This window comes from Serratia grimesii, assembly GCF_900186025.1.
Taxonomy (GTDB): domain Bacteria; phylum Pseudomonadota; class Gammaproteobacteria; order Enterobacterales; family Enterobacteriaceae; genus Serratia; species Serratia grimesii.
This window is the reverse complement of sequence record NZ_LT883155.1, coordinates 3,293,347-3,311,288: the sequence shown is the minus strand read 5'-3', so window position 1 is coordinate 3,311,288 and position 17,942 is coordinate 3,293,347. Positions and strand designations below refer to the sequence as shown.

The 17,942-nt window shown below is 55.3% G+C and carries 16 protein-coding genes, 1 tRNA gene and 1 riboswitch; of the genes, 4 read left to right on the top strand and 13 right to left on the bottom strand.

The annotated features are described in order from the left end of the window. Window positions 1–64: 64 nt before the first annotated feature. From opgB to tenA, 5 genes are all read right to left on the bottom strand, one after another. A complete protein-coding gene (gene opgB / locus SGBXF1_RS15665) occupies window positions 65–2,368 on the bottom strand; it encodes a phosphatidylglycerol--membrane-oligosaccharide glycerophosphotransferase (protein ID WP_186427132.1) in 2,304 nt (767 codons plus the stop codon). Between the two features lie 283 nt (window positions 2,369–2,651). Beyond that, window positions 2,652–3,587, bottom strand: a complete 936-nt coding sequence (locus tag SGBXF1_RS15660) for an ABC transporter substrate-binding protein (RefSeq protein WP_061806626.1) — start codon at window positions 3,585–3,587, stop codon at window positions 2,652–2,654. Window positions 3,588–3,602: 15 nt separating this feature from the next. Beyond that, entirely contained in the window at window positions 3,603–4,370 is a 768-nt protein-coding gene (locus SGBXF1_RS15655; protein WP_186427131.1) for an ABC transporter permease, read from the bottom strand. Beyond that, window positions 4,367–5,122: an ABC transporter ATP-binding protein gene (locus SGBXF1_RS15650; protein ID WP_186427130.1), complete on the bottom strand. Its 756-nt coding sequence runs from the start codon at window positions 5,120–5,122 to the stop codon at window positions 4,367–4,369. The genes SGBXF1_RS15655 and SGBXF1_RS15650 overlap by 4 nt, the downstream gene beginning before the upstream one ends. Continuing rightward, window positions 5,119–5,799: a thiaminase II gene (tenA, locus tag SGBXF1_RS15645; RefSeq protein WP_186427129.1), complete on the bottom strand. Its 681-nt coding sequence runs from the start codon at window positions 5,797–5,799 to the stop codon at window positions 5,119–5,121. The genes SGBXF1_RS15650 and tenA overlap by 4 nt, the downstream gene beginning before the upstream one ends. Before the next feature lie 62 nt (window positions 5,800–5,861). Continuing rightward, window positions 5,862–5,964, bottom strand: a riboswitch (TPP riboswitch). Between the two features lie 180 nt (window positions 5,965–6,144). Between tenA and SGBXF1_RS15640 the strand changes: the two genes are divergently transcribed. The 3 genes from SGBXF1_RS15640 to gap all read left to right on the top strand — a co-directional run bounded on the left by SGBXF1_RS15640 (window position 6,145) and on the right by gap (window position 9,366). Then, a complete protein-coding gene (locus tag SGBXF1_RS15640) occupies window positions 6,145–7,167 on the top strand; it encodes an LLM class flavin-dependent oxidoreductase (RefSeq protein WP_037417107.1) in 1,023 nt (340 codons plus the stop codon). Window positions 7,168–7,302: 135 nt separating this feature from the next. Next, window positions 7,303–8,277 carry a GlxA family transcriptional regulator gene (locus SGBXF1_RS15635; protein ID WP_037417110.1) on the top strand — a complete coding sequence of 325 codons (975 nt, stop codon included), beginning with the start codon at window positions 7,303–7,305 and terminating at the stop codon, window positions 8,275–8,277. A gap of 78 nt (window positions 8,278–8,355) precedes the next feature. Then, window positions 8,356–9,366: a type I glyceraldehyde-3-phosphate dehydrogenase gene (gene gap, locus SGBXF1_RS15630; RefSeq protein ID WP_037417112.1), complete on the top strand. Its 1,011-nt coding sequence runs from the start codon at window positions 8,356–8,358 to the stop codon at window positions 9,364–9,366. Between the two features lie 117 nt (window positions 9,367–9,483). Here the strand turns inward: gap and SGBXF1_RS15625 are convergent, their stop codons facing one another. The 4 genes from SGBXF1_RS15625 to SGBXF1_RS15610 form a co-directional block, all read right to left on the bottom strand. Then, window positions 9,484–10,272 (bottom strand): inositol monophosphatase family protein, encoded by a 789-nt coding sequence (locus SGBXF1_RS15625; protein WP_130381304.1) that lies wholly within the window; start codon window positions 10,270–10,272, stop codon window positions 9,484–9,486. Window positions 10,273–10,296: 24 nt separating this feature from the next. Further along, a complete protein-coding gene (locus SGBXF1_RS15620) occupies window positions 10,297–11,358 on the bottom strand; it encodes an ABC transporter ATP-binding protein (protein ID WP_186427128.1) in 1,062 nt (353 codons plus the stop codon). Next, window positions 11,355–13,583: an ABC transporter permease gene (locus SGBXF1_RS15615; protein ID WP_186427127.1), complete on the bottom strand. Its 2,229-nt coding sequence runs from the start codon at window positions 13,581–13,583 to the stop codon at window positions 11,355–11,357. The genes SGBXF1_RS15620 and SGBXF1_RS15615 overlap by 4 nt, the downstream gene beginning before the upstream one ends. 106 nt (window positions 13,584–13,689) lie before the next feature. Then, a complete protein-coding gene (locus tag SGBXF1_RS15610) occupies window positions 13,690–14,718 on the bottom strand; it encodes an ABC transporter substrate-binding protein (protein ID WP_061806617.1) in 1,029 nt (342 codons plus the stop codon). Window positions 14,719–14,924: 206 nt separating this feature from the next. On the opposite strand from SGBXF1_RS15610, the gene SGBXF1_RS15605 reads away from it, so the two are divergent. Continuing rightward, complete coding sequence (locus tag SGBXF1_RS15605) at window positions 14,925–15,977, top strand: LacI family DNA-binding transcriptional regulator (protein WP_238320975.1); 1,053 nt, start codon at window positions 14,925–14,927, stop codon at window positions 15,975–15,977. A 41-nt stretch (window positions 15,978–16,018) separates the two neighbouring features. On the opposite strand, the gene SGBXF1_RS15600 is transcribed toward SGBXF1_RS15605, so the two are convergent. The 4 genes from SGBXF1_RS15600 to SGBXF1_RS15585 form a co-directional block, all read right to left on the bottom strand. Then, a complete protein-coding gene (locus tag SGBXF1_RS15600; protein WP_186427125.1) occupies window positions 16,019–16,357 on the bottom strand; it encodes a DUF6616 family protein in 339 nt (112 codons plus the stop codon). 14 nt (window positions 16,358–16,371) lie between these two features. Then, a complete protein-coding gene (locus tag SGBXF1_RS15595) occupies window positions 16,372–17,148 on the bottom strand; it encodes a DNA alkylation repair protein (protein ID WP_186427124.1) in 777 nt (258 codons plus the stop codon). Next, window positions 17,145–17,651: a MarR family winged helix-turn-helix transcriptional regulator gene (locus SGBXF1_RS15590; protein WP_172479786.1), complete on the bottom strand. Its 507-nt coding sequence runs from the start codon at window positions 17,649–17,651 to the stop codon at window positions 17,145–17,147. The genes SGBXF1_RS15595 and SGBXF1_RS15590 overlap by 4 nt, the downstream gene beginning before the upstream one ends. Window positions 17,652–17,798: 147 nt before the next feature. Beyond that, window positions 17,799–17,874 (bottom strand) — tRNA-Asn (locus SGBXF1_RS15585). Window positions 17,875–17,942 lie beyond the last annotated feature (68 nt).

Here is a 17,942-nt window from a genome sequence, read left to right as displayed (position 1 = left end):
AGGGGCGAATAAATTCGCCCCGAATAACGTGGGCGCTGCATGCAGCGCCTCTGCAAGGCAACGATCAGGAAGCGGGAGCGGCCTGTTCTACCTTCAATGATACCAGGCCAATACCCAGTTTTTTCGGGGTAAAGCCACCGCTGGCACCTTCCTGCGGTTCAGTCGGTGCAGGTGGGGTGATGCTGATATTCCGTGCGCCGCCGGTATTGTCGAAACGCAGGGTCACGGTGGTGTCCTGCTCACTGAGTGTCACAAATTGCTCTTGCTCACCGACGCGCACGGAGATCGGTTCACCGATGTTTTTACCGTAAGCGCGGGCGCGTAACACCAGATCGAAGGTGGACGGTAATGGGTCGACATAGTCGATTTTCACCGTCGGTGCCAGATTGGCATCTGACCAGCGCCCCCAGTCTTCAACGCTGGAAACCCCGGTAATTGCCTTCACTTTTTCCGGCATGCCCGGCAGCATAAATGCAATGGCATCTGCCTGATATTTAACGGCAGCATCGTCCACGTTCAACTGTTCGATGGCACGTTGATAAGCAGCAACGCTGTCTGCTTCCGGGCCGCTAAAGCTGACTTTGCCACGGTAGTTCCCCCCTTTGGCCTGCACAATCTGCGGCGGTGAAGCCAGGTTGCCTGACGCAACACAGGTTTCGGTGCTCAGCGCCATTTCGGGTGCCCATATCCGGCCTATTTCATAACACTTGTCGACCCAAACGAACTTTTCACCTGCGCCCAGGCCAGCAAGCTGTTTTTTCAGCGGTGTTGACAGGTAAACATTAAACATCGGTTCAACTTTGTTATCCGTCACTTTCAGGATAAACGGCACCTTAAAGGTAATGCCGGAAAAGGTAAAACTGTTGCCCTGATTGCCCAAAGTGAAATTGCTAATGCTGTTTGGGAACCCCCATTGTTTCACCACTGCCGGTTTCCATGCGTTGATTTTCTCATCGATATTCATGAAAACGGTGGACAACGTTGGGCTAGAGAAACTGCTGCGGCCAAGGCCAATGTAGTTATCGCCGCCCATCACATCCAACACCGTGGCACCGTTGTCCAGCGTGCTGCGCTTCTCGTTATGCAGCGCAGTCTGCGGGCGAGTGCCGTCAATGATAAAGAACAGGTTACGGCGTTTCTGCTTGGTCAAAATGTCATAGGCGGTGTTGTTCATCGCCAGGTGATCCGAAGACACCACGATAACGGTATTTTTGAAATAGTCGGATGCCTTGATTTTATCGATCAGCGCCGCGATGTGCTGCTGGCTACAGGCGACCGCGCTTAATGAGCGGTTTTCTTTGTTCTGCCAACTGAATGATTTTTTACTGCAACTGGCGGAGATAAAACCATCCGGGTGGTGAGTGTCCACGGTCAGTGCAAACAGTGAAAACTTTTTATTCTGTTTAGACAGCTCAACAAACTTGTCGAACACCACATCCAGAACGGTATCGTCGTACCAGCCCCAGTCATTTTTGTAGCTTGGATCGCTGACCTGCCCACGCAGTTCTTTGAAGCCGTAAGCATGATCGAAACCGTGCGATTTCAGGAAAGTGTCTTTACCAGCAAAGGCCAGCTCGGCACCCTGATAAAAGTAGTTGTCATAACCGGCGGACTTCAGCACATCGCCCAGACAGACGTTTTCCGGGTAAAAGGTGGACACGGCGCTGGAGGCGTTACCGTCGAAAGGGGCAAACAGCGGGATGCCACACTGCGAGGCCACCATGCCGGCAATGGTATAGCCGGTGCCAGGCAACTGTTGGGTGTTGCTGAAGTCGATGCTGTTTTCGCGATGTTGGTTCAGTTCGTCAGCCAGTCCGGGAAAAAGTTGTTGATCGAAGTAGGTTCTTTCCAGGCTCTCAGCATAGATATACACCAGATTCGGGGCCTTGCCCTGTACGCTTCTTTTGGGGGCTTTGTAATAGGTATCAAAGTCGGCGGTATCGCCGCTGATCTGGCTTCTGACCAGCAGGGAGATATCCTGAAAGGCGGGGGTGGTACCGACGGAAAACAAGGCCAGCAGCACGGCGATCACACTGTATACCACGCTGCTGCTTTTCGCTTTGCGCCGCACCAGACTCCAGGTGAGTACGGCGAAGATCAGCGCCAGGACTGCCAGTAGCCCTATAAACGGCAGCAGGTATTTTCCGACGCCCGCGCCTTTCAGGCTACTGGTGAGGGTGTAGATCACTGCATCGGTAATGCCGTCACCGGTAAAGTAGTTACTGGCGATCAGGACAACGTTGAGGATCAGATAGCTGCCCAGCAGTGTCAGCAGAGTGGCAAGCCACCAACGGTTGGCAGCGCCCCGGGTCCGGTAGATTAAAATTGAGGCTAAAAAAAGTGCAAACGAGATTAATGCTGAAACCATCCACCGTACCCTGTCTAATTAAAAAGAAAAACTTTACTGTCCTGGCCAACGCCGCTGACCGCTGCCGCAGCGAGAAAGAGGAGGGTATAGCGCATTGAAACCGTCAGGGCAATGCGTGTTTGCATTGCTCCGGTGCGTCAGAGTGTGATTGGACGTTTTTGTGACAATAGTGTGACACTAATCACGCCAGTGAAGAGAGAGGCCAATCATGGTGTTGTATGGCTTCCCCCATTGAGGTAGGGCGTTATAGATAAGGGCGCAGCATGCTACGCCCGATAACGGCTTAATGCAGTTCCACCGCGTATTGTTCCACGGGGGTGATTTTCTTGATCAGCTTGTTGTCGAAAAGGAATTGCTCGTAGGCTTGATAGCGTGCCTTATCCAGTTTGGCCGGATCACGCGCAAACAGCGGTAAGCTGGCCTGCCACGCCTGTTTGTTCAGCTCGGTGTTCAGTTCTGGATGGGCCTTGGCGAACGCTAACCAGCTTTCCTGAGGATGGGCATGCAGGTAATCGCTGCCTTTTTTCAGTGCCGCGAGGAATTTTTTAATTTTCGGCTCTGTGACGGTGTCGCGATTGGCGACGATGATCAGTTCGTCGTAGGCGGGGACGCCGTAATCTTCAACGTTAAACACCACCGGATCTTTTCCCTGTAACTTCAATTCAAGCGCTTCAATATTGCGATAACCGCCGATAACCGCATCGACCTGTCCTGCCAGCAAGGCGCTGGTCAACTGGAAGTTAACGTTGATCAAGTGGGTGTCATTGGGGTTGATATGTTCATGCTGGAGCATAGTTGCCAGCGTCGCTTGTTCAATACCGCTGACCGAATAGCCGATTTTCTTGCCCTTTAGGCCCGCAGGAGTGGTGATGGTTTTATCCAGCGTGATGATGGTATTCAGCGGTGAGTTAATCAGGGTGCCCACACGCATTAACGGTAGACCTTGATCGGCAAAGAAATGCAATTGTGGTTGATAAGTGATGGCGAGGTCGGCCTGTTTTGCTGCAACCAGCCGCGGAGGCAACGCGGGATCAGACGGGGGCACAATCTTGACGTCGAGGCCTTCGGCCTTGAAAGCTCCGATCTGTTCGGCCACCATGATAGGCGCGTGATCGGGGTTGATGTACCAATCAAGCACCAGCGTCAGTTTTTCGGCAGCGGTTGCTTGCCCGGCCAGCGTAGCGCTGAGCAGCAGCCCGCAGAGGGTATTTTTAATCATTGTTGATTCCTTTTATCAGTCATTTTCCGGCGCCCAGTTAATAAGGCGTAGCAGCAGCGCGTCTACCGTCACCCAGAGCAAGACGGTCATCAGCACCAGAATAAACAGCGCAGCAAAACAGACGTCGGTCTGCATGCGTGCGTTAGCGTTAAGCATTACGTAACCTAAACCTTCCGCCGAACCGACCCATTCGCCGATGATGGCGCCTATCGGGGCGACGGCGGCGGCCATGCGTAGCCCGGAACCGAAGGCCGGCAACGCCGCCATCAGCCGCACATGCCGCAGTTGGGCCCAGGGGGAGGCACGCAGGGTACGTGCCAGGTCGAGATAGTCGTTATTGACCCGCCGCAGTCCATCAAAGAACGCAGAGGTGACAGGAAAGAAGATCACCAGCACCGCCATCACCACTTTGGCGCTCATGCCAAAACCAAACCACAGCACTAACAGCGGGGCCAGCGCAAACACCGGGATCGCCTGACTGGTCAGCACCAGGGGCATCAGCCAGCGTTGCAGCCGTGGCGAGAAAATCATGCACAGCGCTAGTGCGGCCCCCAGCAACACCCCTGCCAGCAGGCCGCAGGCTATTTCTGAGGCCGTAATCAGCGTGTGATAAGCGAGATAAGCCCGGTCATTCCAAAGCGCCTGCGCGACCGCAGACGGTGAAGGCAACAGGAAGGCGGGTATATCACCCAAGGTGGCCCATCCCCATAGCAATAACAGGCCGACAAATACTGTCAGGCTGCGGCGCATTCGTGACAGGCGGCTTTCCACCATAGGTTTCATTCGGCTGCCCTCACCAGTTGCAGCAGCAGCTCGCTCTGGCTTTTCAGCAGTTGGGGATCGTCCGGTGCACGTGGCGGCAGGCCCTCAATGACATGGCTGTCGTCAATGCCGGCGGGATAGCGTGACAAGACCAGCAAGCGGTGACTAAGGCGGCAGGCCTCCATGGGATCGTGGGTAATCAGTAACACGGTATGTTGTGCCAGCAGCTCGGCGGCAAGCTGCTGGATTTTTGCGCGGGTAATGGTGTCCAGCGCCGAGAAAGGTTCATCCATCAATACGATCGGTTGGCGCTCATACAAGGTGCGGGCGATGGCTGCGCGTTGGCGCATCCCACCGGACAAGGCCGCCGGCAAGGCACTGCCATACCCGCTCAGACCTACGCGTTCCAGCAGATGTTCTGCCCAGGAACGGTCGACTTTTTCACCCCGTAGCCGTGCGCCGAGGCTAATGTTTTGAGCAATGGTTAGCCACGGATAGAGCAAATCTTTTTGCCCCATGTAGGCGATGCGTCCGGGGATCGGCAGGCCATCGCTGCCTGTGACCGTGCCGGACGTGGGTTTCGCCAACCCGGCAATGATCTTCAGTAAGCTGGTTTTCCCTGCACCGCTTGCGCCGAGCAAGGCGACAAAACTGCCGCCTGCGATATCGAAATTTAGCCGGTCGAAAATTACTTGCGGGCCAAAGCGCAGAGTCAAATCCCGCACCTGAATACCCGGTCGCACGCCGTCATACTGAGCGTTACCGCTACTCATTTGGCATTCAACCCCATTTGCCAGAAGGCAGACTCCAGCCGGGTCGCAGTGGTGAAGATGGTCGACAGTTCGGCCAGTCGGCTTTCAGCTCCACGCTGGTGACTAACGTTTTCCAGTAGATCGAGTGCGGCCTGCACCCCGGACAGATAGGCAGGATCACCATAGTTACGGATCCATGAGGCATAAGGGTTGCCTTGCATTACCGTGGCAGGGTCGCCCAGCAGCCGCAAACCAATTTCGGCATAACCGGCGACGCAGGGCATCAGCGCGGCGAGCAGATCAAGCGCATCACCGGCGTGGCCGATATCGAGTACATAGCGGGTGTAGTTGAGGGTTTCTGCGGCCTCAGGTTCGGCGGCAATGTCTGGTTCGCTCAGCCCCCAGTCTGCGCAATAGGCCAGATGCAAAGGCAGTTCGGCGACAATGGCGTTGAGGGAGGCGGTGGCCGCACGCATCTCCGGCAGGGTCCGCAGTTTGCTGACCAGCAGCGCATAGGCGCGGGCAAAGTGGATCAGGAACAGGTAATCCTGGGTCAGATAGCGGCGGAATGCGGGCTCAGGTAGTGTGCCGGCAGCCAGTTGCTGAATAAAAGGGTGTGCGACATAGTCCTGCCAGTGGCTACCGGCCTGCTGGCGCAGCCGTCCGTAAAGACCATTATCAAATTGAGGGGTAAACATGGGACCTCCAAAAGTGTGTGGAGATCCGGGCGCGCTGAGGTATGAACAGGCAATGACTGATGGTGTTATTGCCGACCCGTCCCTTCGCTGGCATGACCCAGATCAGGTTCAAAGGGTTCGGCTTGTGCCATCTCAGCCCGTAACAGGACACCCCTCGGAGGAGCCTGTTATACGATATTTACTTTTTGATTACAACGATCGGGCGGTCGAGTTGGGCTGCAATAAGGGCGTCTTTCGTTAGCTCAAAACGGTTCGTTTAGTGCGATCGCACACAATTTTTCTGGCCTGAGCGGGGGCATTTTTGTCACTGTAATCCGGTCATAATTGAATCTAAGGGCTACTCCTATGAAGAAAATTGGATTTCTCTCGTTTGGTCACTGGACGCCTTCGTCACAGTCGGGTACCCGTTCTGCTGCGGATGCGTTGCTGCAATCCATCGATCTCGCTGTCGCGGCAGAAGAATTGGGGGCGGATGGGGCTTACTTCCGCGTGCATCACTTTGCGCGTCAGCTAGGCTCGCCGTTCCCGCTGTTGGCTGCCATTGGCGCAAAAACTCAACGTATTGAGATCGGCACCGGTGTGATCGATATGCGCTATGAAAACCCACTTTATATGGTCGAAGACGCCGGTGCTGCTGATCTGATTTCTGGTGGACGCTTGCAGCTTGGCATTAGCCGCGGTTCTCCCGAGCAGGTCATTGAGGGCTGGCGTTACTTTGGCTATACGCCCGCCGAAGGCGAGACCGAAGCCGATATGGCCCGTCGCCATACCGAGGTGTTACTCGATGCGCTGCGTGGTGAAGGTTTTGCCGAACCGAACCCACAGCCGATGTTCCCCAACCCGCCGGGACTGTTGCGTGTTGAGCCTTTCTCCGCAGGCTTGAGGGATCGTATCTGGTGGGGGGCCAGCTCGAACGCCACAGCAGTCTGGGCGGCGAAATTGGGGATGAACCTGCAAAGCTCGACGTTAAAAAATGACGAGACGGGCGAGCCGTTTCACGTGCAGCAGGCCAAGCAAATTCGCGAGTACCGTGAAGCCTGGAAAGCAGCAGGGCATCAGCGCGAACCCCGTGTGTCGGTCAGCCGCAGTATCTTTGCATTGATGAATTCGCAGGATCGCAGTTATTTCGGCAATAGCGGTCAGGAAGGCGATCAGGTGGGGTATATCGATCAGCAGACCCGAGCCATATTCGGCCGCAGTTATGCCGCTGAGCCAGAGCTGTTGATCAAACAACTGGCGCAGGACGAAGCCATTGCCGAAGCGGACACCTTGCTGTTGACCGTGCCAAACCAATTGGGCGTTGACTATAACGCCCATGTGATTGAATCGATCTTGACGCATGTCGCCCCGGCGCTGGGTTGGCGCTGATAGTTCGATGACGACGAGCCCGCCTGAACTGCCTGTGGTGGGCTTCTCTGAAATTCAAAGCAGGGGCAGCAAATTAACGTGCCTCTGCGGATAGCACATTCTTGACTTATTTTGCTCAATTTGTATTTTAAGGACATGCATACATTTCTGATTATCGTCCCCGAAGGGGGCATGTTGTTCGAGTCGGCGGGAATCGCTGACATCCTGATGCAGGCCAACCGCTTGAGGCCCCATGACGCGCCGCTTTATCAAATGTCGCTGGCCACCACACAACCCCATCGGGTGGTGCACGGTTTGTCTGGATTGAATCTGCTCGCCGATCATCGTCTCTCGGATCTCGATCCTGATCAGGAGCGCGACACCATCATCGTGACGGGAAAAGGGGCGACCGCGGAAGAAAGTGCTTATGTGGTCGATTGGCTGCGCCGCGCCGCACCTAAAGCGCGACGTATTGCGTCGGTATGCGGTGGCGCTTTGCTACTTGCAGAGGCTGGTTTACTCGATGGACGCCGGGCAACCACCCATTGGCGACTGCTGGAAACGTTGCAGGCCCGCTTCCCCAAAATACACGTCGAAAATGGGCCGCTGTATGTTCAGGATGGCTCTGTCTGGACCTCCGGCGGTGTCAGTTCCGGGTTCGATCTCACCCTGGCGCTGGTGGAAGACGATTACGGTTTTGTTCAGGCACGCGAAGTGGCGCAAGACCTGGTGATGTTCCTGCGTCGGCCTGGCGGTCAGGCGCAGTTCAGTCGTTATCCGTTGAATCAGGCTAAAAACCCTGGCCCGATCCGCGATCTCCAGTCCTGGATCCTGGAAAACCTGTCCAGCGATCTCGGTGTAGAAAAACTGGCAGAGCGGGTCGCGATGAGCCCGCGAAACTTTACCCGCGTTTTCACGCGTGAGACGGGCATTTCACCCGCTAAATTTGTTGAAGAAGGGCGCCTGTATCTGGCCCGGCAACGTTTGGAACAGAGTGCTGAAGGTATTGAGCAAATCGCCATGAACTGCGGGTTTGGTAATGGTCTCAATCTGCGGCGCGTTTTTGAACGACATTTACAACTGACACCTACCGAGTATCGCGAACGTTTCCATTCACGCATGTTGGCGTAAATTGATCTATAAACGTCATTTACGTCATAACGCCTTCGACCTACATTGGCAGCAGAGCCAATAACGAAGGAGTAGATCATGGTCAAAGTAGGCATTAATGGATTCGGCAGAATCGGCAGAAATGTGTTGCGTGCTGCGTTGGGGCGCAGTGACTTTGAGATAGTGGCGATCAACGATTTAACCGACAGCAAAACCTTGGCGCATCTGCTGAAATACGACTCGTTGTCGGGCACATTGGCAGCCAATGTTGAAGCCGGTGAAAACCAGCTACTGCTCGATGGTCGGCCGATTCATGTTTTCTCCGAAAGAGATCCGGCCGCTATCCCATGGAAAAGCGTGGGCGTTGACGTCGTTATCGAAGCGACGGGGTTCTTCACTGACAAAGCCAAGGCCGAAGTGCACATCACGAAAGGCGGGGCCAAGCGAGTGATTATCTCGGCTCCGGGCAAAGACGACGATATTACGATAGTGATGGGCGTTAATCAGGATCTGTACGATCCGGCGAAGCACCGTGTGGTCAGCAACGGCAGTTGCACCACTAACGGCCTGGCGCCCGCGGCTCAGGTCCTGCATCAGGCCTTCGGTATTGAATATGGTCTGATGAATACCACCCATGCCTACACCAACAGCCAGGCATTGCATGACCAACCGGAAAAAGACTTACGTGGCGCTCGCGCCGCAGCGGAGTCGATAGTGCCTTACTCCAGCGGTGCCGCCAAAGCCCTTGGCAAGGTGATCCCGGCATTGGACGGGCGTTTAACCGGTTATTCGTTACGTGTGCCGGTGCCCGTAGTGTCTATCGTTGACTTAACGGTGACGTTGAAACGTGACGTGACGGCTGAAGAGATCAACGCCGCGTTCCGTCAGGCGGCGCAGTCGGGCCCACTCAAGGATATTCTGGGTTACAGCGATGAGCCTTTGGTATCGAGCGATTATAAAGGCGACCCACGTTCATCCATTATTGATGGGCTTTCTACGTTGGTTATTGGTGGGAATCTGGTCAAGGTTCTGGCCTGGTACGACAACGAATGGGGCTTCTCTAACCGTTTGGTTGATCTGGCTGTGTTGATGGAAAAACGCGGGTTGTAGGTTCTAAGAATAAGGGCGCTGCATACTGCGCCCTATAACATAATCAATGGGTTAAATCGGGTCGAACAGGCTCGACCCCACCGGTTTAACTCTAAACAGATTTGTGAGCCGTCTGAATTACAGTTGTGCGATATGCATTAAATCTTGTTTGGCCCCTGGCGCGACGGCCAGCACCGGCCCGCCACGCAGTAGATGTTCCCCGTCGGTATTGAACGGATGCGTCCAGCCACCGGCTTCGTTGACCAGACAGTAACCCGCCAGACAGTCCCAGGCATGCATATAGGGTTCGTAGTAACCCACCAAACGTCCGGCTGCAACCCAAGCCAGCATCATGGCACCCGACCCATTACGGAAGAAATTGCCGCCCGCCGCGGTGATACCGGCGGCGATCTCACCGACGCGTTCCGGTGTGACATAGCTGTTAGCGCCAAAACCGGTGACGTGGTTTTGCATCGTACGTTTTGGATCGACCCGCAGCGGTTTGCCATTGAGCGTCGCCCCCGCGCCGCGTGCCGCGATAAAACATTCTTGCTGGCAGGGTGCGACGATCACACCGATCACCGGCTCACCGTGGTGAATCACGGCGATGGACACGCACCAGTTTGGCATGCCGTTAACAAACGGGCTGGTGCCATCGATGGGATCCACCACCCAGGTGTAACCTGAGTCACCGGGTTGCAAGCCAAACTCCTCCCCCAAAAAACCGTCGTCCGGGAACTGACTGGCGATCTGTTCACGGATCAACAGTTCAACTTCTCGGTCGGCAATGGATACCACGTCCTGTGCATCACGTTTGGTTTCAATCACCAGGCTTTCACGGCGGTTAAAATAGTCCAGCGCTTTGGTGCCGGCGGCACGCGCCGCCTGTTCGGCCAGCGACAGACGCTGGGAAATGGGCTCATTCATGTTTGATCCTTAACGTTTTGAGGTTCACTGAGCTATCAGTGCCAGCCCCTGAGATTTGAAATCAACGGCCACGCGTGTGGCTGGCGCCAGTTGGCGCTCCATCTGTACATCGACAATGAATAGCGCACCGAGATCGGTTTTCACTTCATATTCGATATGGTCCCCGAGCCAGGTGCTATGGGTTATTTCCCCGTTTAATGCGCCAGCTTGCTCCGGCTGCAGAGTAATAAATTGCGGGCGTACCGACAGTTGCGCCGTGCCGGGGCGTGCTTTGGCACCCGGAACCCGATACTGACGGTTGCCGAGGGTGATTAGCGCCTCACCATCCTCGACGCGTTCAATATCACAGGGCAGGATATTGGCTTCGCCCATAAAGTCAGCGATAAACACGGATGCTGGTGAATGATAAAGCTCCTGAGGCGCGCCCTGTTGGGCAATATGCCCTTCTTTCATGACGATAATCTTATCGGAGACCGCTAAAGCTTCTTCTTGATCATGGGTCACGTATACCGCAGTGAAACCGAGGCGTTGCTGCAAATCACGGATTTCGGTGCGAACACGGCGACGCAGGCGTTCGTCAAGGTTGGATAATGGCTCATCGAGCAGTAACACCTGCGGTTCCAATACCAGCGCACGCGCTACGGCAATGCGCTGCTGTTGTCCACCAGAGAGCTCTGCGGGGAGACGTTGGCCCATGTTTTCCAGGCCAACCAGTTTCAACCCCTCGCGTGCGCGGTCCTGTGCCTCTTTACGCGGCAGGCCGCTGGCGAGTAAACCGTACATGACGTTGTCCAGCGCGTTCATATGCGGGAATAATGCGTAGGATTGGAACACCATCGCGACGTCGCGTTCGTTGGCGGGCAGATGCGTGACGTCCTTGCCGCCAATCAGAATACGGCCAGAGGTTGGGTGCTCCAGGCCTGCCAGCAAGCGCAGGGTAGTGGTTTTGCCACAGCCAGACGGGCCGAGCAATGTCACCAGTGTGCCCGGTTCGACGGTGAGTGACAGGCCGGGTACGGCGGTGAAATCGGCAAACTGTTTGGTGACGTTCTCAAACACCACCGAGCCGGAACAAATGGCAGTCATACGGCATTCTCCTGATGTAGAGCCGGTGGAGGCGTCACCGGCGGTGTGGCAATACGGATTGCGCGGCGCAGGCGACGTTCGCCGACCAGCAACTGGAAGGTGAGGATTACCGCCAACATCACGACGATAAGCACGGAGGAGTAGGCGATAGCTACACCGTATTCCCCGTTTTCGACCAATCCAACGATGTAGGAAGTGGCCATGTTGTACTGGGCGCTAACCAGGAAAATCACCGCACTGATGGAGGTAATTGCACGCACAAAGGCATACACCAGCGCTGCGCTGATCGCCGGTTTCAACAGTGGCAGTATGACTTTACGCAGGGTGCGGAAACTGCTGGCGCGTAGCGTCAGTGACGCTTCATCCAGGCTACGATCCAGTTGGCTCATGGCGGCAATGCCACCGCGCACACCAACCGGCATATTACGGAACACAAAACAGGCGACCAGAATCAGCGCGGTGCCGGTGATCTCCAGCGGTGGCAGGTTGTAAGCCATGATGTAACTGACACCGATGACCGTGCCGGGAATGGCAAAGCTGAGCATCAATAAAAACTCAAAGGTTTGGCGACCGGCAAACTTCTGCCGCACAATTAACCACGCAGTGAGCAGGCCAACGATGGCCGTGAGTGGTGCGGCGATCAACGCGATCTCCAGCGTAGTCCAGAACGAGTTCCAGGCAACACCGGTCCAGACTATCTGACCACCATTCCACTGGAAGCCAAAGGCACGGGCGTAATGGCCCAGCGTCAGGCTGCTGTCGAGTCCCCATGACTGGACGAAACCGCCGATCAGGATCATGCCGTAGATGACCAGCGTGAACAGACCCCAAGGAATGACCAATGCGTACACGCCATAACGCAATCCACGCGGCAGCCCACAGTGCATGCCCGAATCGCCTTTGCCGGTCACGGTAGCGAAGCTTTTCCCGGCCAGCCACAGGCGTTGCAGGATAAAGGCGCTGAGGGTAAAGCACAGCAGGATGATTGCCAGAACCGCGGCACGGCTCGGATCGTTCTGCGCACCCACCACCGAGAAGAAGATCTCGGTCGACAGCACGCCATGGCTGCCGCCAAGCACCATCGGATTACCAAAGTCCGCCATGCTTTCGATAAAGCTGATCAGGAAGGCGTTGGCCAAACCGGGTGCCATCAGCGGCAGCGAAACATAACGGAAGGTGCGCCAGCGGTTCGCACGCAGCGTCTGTGAAGCCTCTTCCAGTGAGGGGCTGACACCTTCTACCACGCCAATCAGTACCAGGAAGGCGATCGGAGTGAAGGAAAGAACCTGGGCAATCCAGATACCGGTCAGCCCGTACAGCCAACGACCTGGCTCAATGCCAAACAGGCTGGCAAGCAGTTCGGTGACGACGCCGGCGCGGCCAAACAACAGCATTAGCGCCAGGCCAATCACAAACGGCGGCGTGATGATTGGCAGGACGGTGAGTAAGCGTAGACCTTTCTTAAACGGCAACGGCGTGCGTGTAGCAGCCAGCGCAAAAGCCAGACCGAGAAGCGTAGAACCGCTGGCTGTCATCAGCGCCAACGTCAGCGTTCGCCAGGCGGTGCCACAGCTGCCGCCTTTCAGACAACTGAGGCTCCAAATCGCCGGGTCTTGCATATTGGCGATCAGGCCATCGGGTTTAAATGAACCGTCTACGTCCTGTACGGAAGCGACAAACATGCTCAACACCGGGTAAAGCACAAAGGTGGTGACCAGCGCGACCAGCAGCACAATGGCAGCCACCACAAAGGCATCACCTTTCAGTACACCGCGTTCGGCAAGTGCAAAAGAGAACAGCAACAGAAACGTGGTGATCAGCAAAATAGCGCCCGCGCCAAACGCCGGTTGACCGTCGCTGAGCGCGCCAAACAGATGCTCGCTCCATTGCCAATTCCAACCGCTGTAGCCGATGGCATGGCCTTCAAATAAAAGAAAAACAACGCCGACGGCACTGGCACACATCAGGAGCTGTGAGCGTAAGCGGCTAACGTGCAGCAAGCGCGCCAGTGCGCAAACCACTAGCATCAGTAAAGCGATTGTCAGCCAGGGGCGCTGAAACACCAGAATTTGCCACAGTGCCGGTGCGCTTGCTTGATCCTGCCACAGCGTACTTAGCCAGCCAAAGTCAAAGAACCCGGCCTCCAGGCTGTACCAGGGCAGTAGCAGCAAAGCCAATGCGCCCAGCACAAGAGCCCCGTCAAGGCGGCGGTTTTGAGCATTCATCGTAACCTCGAGTGTTTATATTTCCTTCACCCTGCTTGCACGGGCGAGTGTTGCCTCGCCCGGTTTATCGCAGAGCGCATAACATGCGTGAGGAAAAGGACGTGAATTATTGGGCGCTGGCGCCGATCTCTTTATCCCAACGGCTGAGCAGTGCCTTACGTTTCTCTGTCGCACCGTAGGTTTTAAAGTCGTAATCGATCAGTTTGATGTTCTCAAAGCGTGGCGCGTATTCGGAAATGGCCGCGTTACGGTTCGAGGGTAACTGGAAGGATTTGGCATCTTTCATGTGTGACTGAGCGTCAGCACCGAGTGCCCAGTCGTACCACACCTTGGCCTCATTGAGGTTACGCGCGCCTTTGACGATAGACATGGAGCCAATTTCAAATCCGGTACCTTCGCAAGGCGCGACCGCTTTGATTGGGAACCCATCCACCTGCATTGCGACGGCGTCATGCATAAAAACGATGCCGACGGTCGTTTCGCCACGTGCCGCTGCTTTCACCGGCGCAGAGCCAGATTTGGTGTACTGTGAGATATTGGCGTTGAGTTTTTTCAGATAATCGAAGGCCGGTTCTTCCCCCATGATTTGCACCAATGTGGCGAGGGTGTTGTAGGCGGTGCCGGACGAATTTGGGTTGGCCATCTGGATCTCGCCTTTAAAGGCCGGATCCAGCAAATCGCTCCAGCAGGCAGGTACTTTGAGTTTTTTCTCTGCCAATAGCTTGGTGTTGTAACCCCAACCCAGCGCCCCGGCGTAGACACCGACGGTACGGTAGCCAGCGCTTTCAGCCTGTTTGCGCGCCCAGTCGTGCTGTTGATCAAGCAGTGGAGATTTATACGGCTGGGTTAACCCTTCGTCGGCGGCCTGCATATGGGGATCGCCCGTGCCTGCCCACCAAATATCGGTGCGTGGGTTGCGGGCTTCGGTACGAATACGCGCATAGGCTTCACCTGCGGAAAGGCGCACCATACTGACTTTGATGTCCGGGTGTTGTTTCTCAAATAGATTGGTCATCTGTTCGCAGACCACAACATCGGCGGAGCAGATCATGTTCAATTTCCCAGCGGCGAAAGCAGGTGAAGCAGAGAGTGCAGAGCCAGCGGCGAGGGCCGCTATCAGAGTAACGCGATGCATGGTGTTCTCCTTGGTTGTGTAGGGTGGCGATACGTTGTCGCCTATTTTTTTTGCACGTGTGTGCAAATAACTAGAGGATAAAAATTGTGCTGTCAATCGCGTGATGAAACAATTCAACCTATCCGTCACAAAAATGAAACAATTTAACCGATAAAAATTTGCACAGCTTTGCAAAGTGCGGCAAACTTTTCTCAGAGCACAAACGGATGGACGTGAAGATGGCAGTGGATAAGGTGATGATCAGTGCGAAAGATGTGGCGGAATTGGCCGGAGTTTCCCGCTCGGCCGTTTCGCGGTCTTATACGCCCGGTGCCAGCGTGTCCGCAACGACCCGTGAAAGGGTGATGCGCGCGGCGGAAGAACTGGGTTATCACGTTAATCATCTGGCGAGGGGGTTGGTACGTAACCGTAGCGGTATCGTCTGCCTGATCGTCTCAGAGCTGGCGACACCCTATCGGGCCAGCCTGGTTCGCTTGCTGACCCAACATCTGCAGGATGCGGGGAAAATTGCCATGCTGATTAATACCGATCGCTCTGATGACAGCGTTTCCCAGGCATTGCAGCAGGCAATTAACTTTCGGGCAGATGCCTCTTTTGTGCTATCTGGGATGCCGGACAGTGGCATTGCCCGCTTGTGCCACAAGCATGGTCAGCGGCTGGTGCTGATTAACCGCAACGACACCTTGCCGGGGTCACTCAGCATCCGACTCGATAATGAAGAGGCGGCGGGCAGGGTGGTGATGGCGTTTGCCCGTGCAGGTTGCCAGCGCATTGCTTTTGCCAACTCATTGGCCGGCACGCCCAGCCTGATGGCGCGTGAACGCGGCTTTCTTCAGGCGGCAGAAGGTGCGGGGTTGCAGGTGAGCGTTGAACGTTTTGGCACCACATCTTATGAAAGCGGCCAGATCCTGGCACACCGGCTGTTGACCCGGCGCGAGCGCCCAGACGCGGTCTTCTGCGTGACCGATCTGTTGGCCTGCGGTTTTATGGATGAGGCGCGGCATCGTTTTGGGCTCCGTATTCCAGAGGACCTGTGTGTTGCAGGTTACGATGATATTCCGCAGGCGGCCTGGTCCTCTTACAACCTGACCACATTTACGCAACCGGTGGCGTTGTTTGCGCAGGATGCGGTCTCGTGGCTGATGGCGGAAGAAAAGAAAGAAGAGAGCATGATGCCGGCATTAGGGCAGGAGATGCCGGGTGAAACACGGTTGTACCACGCCGATTTTGTCTGGCGTGGGACCATTCGTGGTGCCTGATATCGGCGTAATATTACACCTCATGAGGGGCTACTGCGTGATTAGCCAGCGGCTAACGTAGCTAAATGGGTCTCGAAACCAGCGGCACTCCCCGCGGCATTGATATGGTCAAAGTAGTTATACCAGCCGCTGGCTTTAATGCCCGCCAGCAACCTATCCCGCGTTTGAATATCAGCAAAACGCCAGATACCCAGAAAACGATGTTCCGTTGGTTTGTCGACAGTGCTGTCCGTTTCACCCAATGCCAGAACGTCGACGCCAAGGTGGGATAGATTGCCCATCGCAAGTTGGATGTTGTCGATGAACTGCCGCCGTTCTTCGGCGGGCAATGCTTCCCATTTTGCATTGGGGGAATATAACTCAATCAGATAATGGGCCATGGGCAGTTTCTCCTTCATTTCAGATTGCGCATCGCGCGTTGGCAAATACGGTGGGTCGCGGCAGAGGGGGATTCTTGCAACCATTGCTGACACAAATCCATTACCCACTTGGGGGTGTTTTTTGCGGCATCGTTGAGCCAGTTGGCCAGCGAGTCTTGCACATAGGTGGACGGATCAGCCCGCAACGGAGAAAGAATGGGTAATGCGCGTTCAGGCTGTTGTTTAAGTGCCGCGATGTGCGCAGACCAAACGCCGCGTGGCCGCAATGCTTCACTGGCGAAACGACGAATACGCTCAGAGGACGCACCTGTCCAGACGCTCAGGTGTTCGATAGCCTTATCGAGCTCTTTCGCCAAATGCGGGCGCACCGCCAGCCAAGCCCATTCACGAACACCGAAATGACCGTCGTCAGCCAGAGGGCGGATGGTGTCCAGTCTTTCGGTTAAGCGCATTTCAGTCTGCGCCCCAATCATAAAACAGGCCCAGCCTCGTACTGTATCTGAACGGTGTGCCATGCATTGTTCAATGCCTGCTGTACCAAGTTCACTCAGTAAAATGGCACCAATGCCTTCCATTCGCTTGACGATTCCTTGCTTGCAAGCCGATTCGGCAGCTTGTAGTGCGTGGGGGGAAAGGGCAGGAAAAGCGGTGTGTAACAATAAGATTTGGTCAAGGGCCAATACCTCGACCAGTGTGGCGCTCTGTTGCTCGCCACGGGATAATGCATCCAGAATATCAGGAGCAATGTCTGAAACGCGGGTTGCCCCTTTACGTGTAGGAGAGTGGCTCATATCGATGGCTCCTCTTCGACCGGTGTTAAGTTGGCTGCGACTTTTTCGAGTAACAAACCCAATTGAGCTTGTTCGCCAGCGGAGAGGTTTCCAAACAATCCCGCAATCCATTGGCTATGTTGCTCAAATACCTGTTTGGCAACGTGTTCACCTTTGTGAGTCAGTCGAACGCGCAGTGCACGGCGATCACTGATATCGGCGTGGCGTTCAAGCAGATGTTCTCGCTCAAGGCCATTTAACAGGCCCGTGACTGTAGCGCGGGTCACGCCTGCTTTTTCCGCCAGTTCATTAGGTGCCAGCCCTTCTTTGGCGGCATCAAGCAAGAACAACATGACGAAGCGGCCCTCAGACAGGGCATAAGGTGCCAGCAGTGAGGCGCAATCCCGATCGATGGCTGAAGCCAGCGAGAGTGTCTGAAAACATAATCGAATATTTTCCAGATCAGGAAGCTGGCGTCGGTGAGCTTCTTGAAGCAGGGAGAGGTATTTTTGCTCGAGTTTCATGATTGATCTCGCCATATAGTATGGCACCTAACTATATGCGAGTAAAAACGGAAGATCAACAAGATGAGGTTAGCGAGAAAGGGGAAGTGTGAAACGGCGCAATAGCAAAACGCCCGCTTAAGTTTCCTTAAGCGGGCGTCTCTAATATGGCTCCTCTGACTGGACTCGAACCAGTGACATACGGATTAACAGTCCGCCGTTCTACCGACTGAACTACAGAGGAATTGTCTGAACGGGGCGCATCATATCCAGCCACCCAGAGTGTGTCAACGCTAAATTCGCCGATTCGGT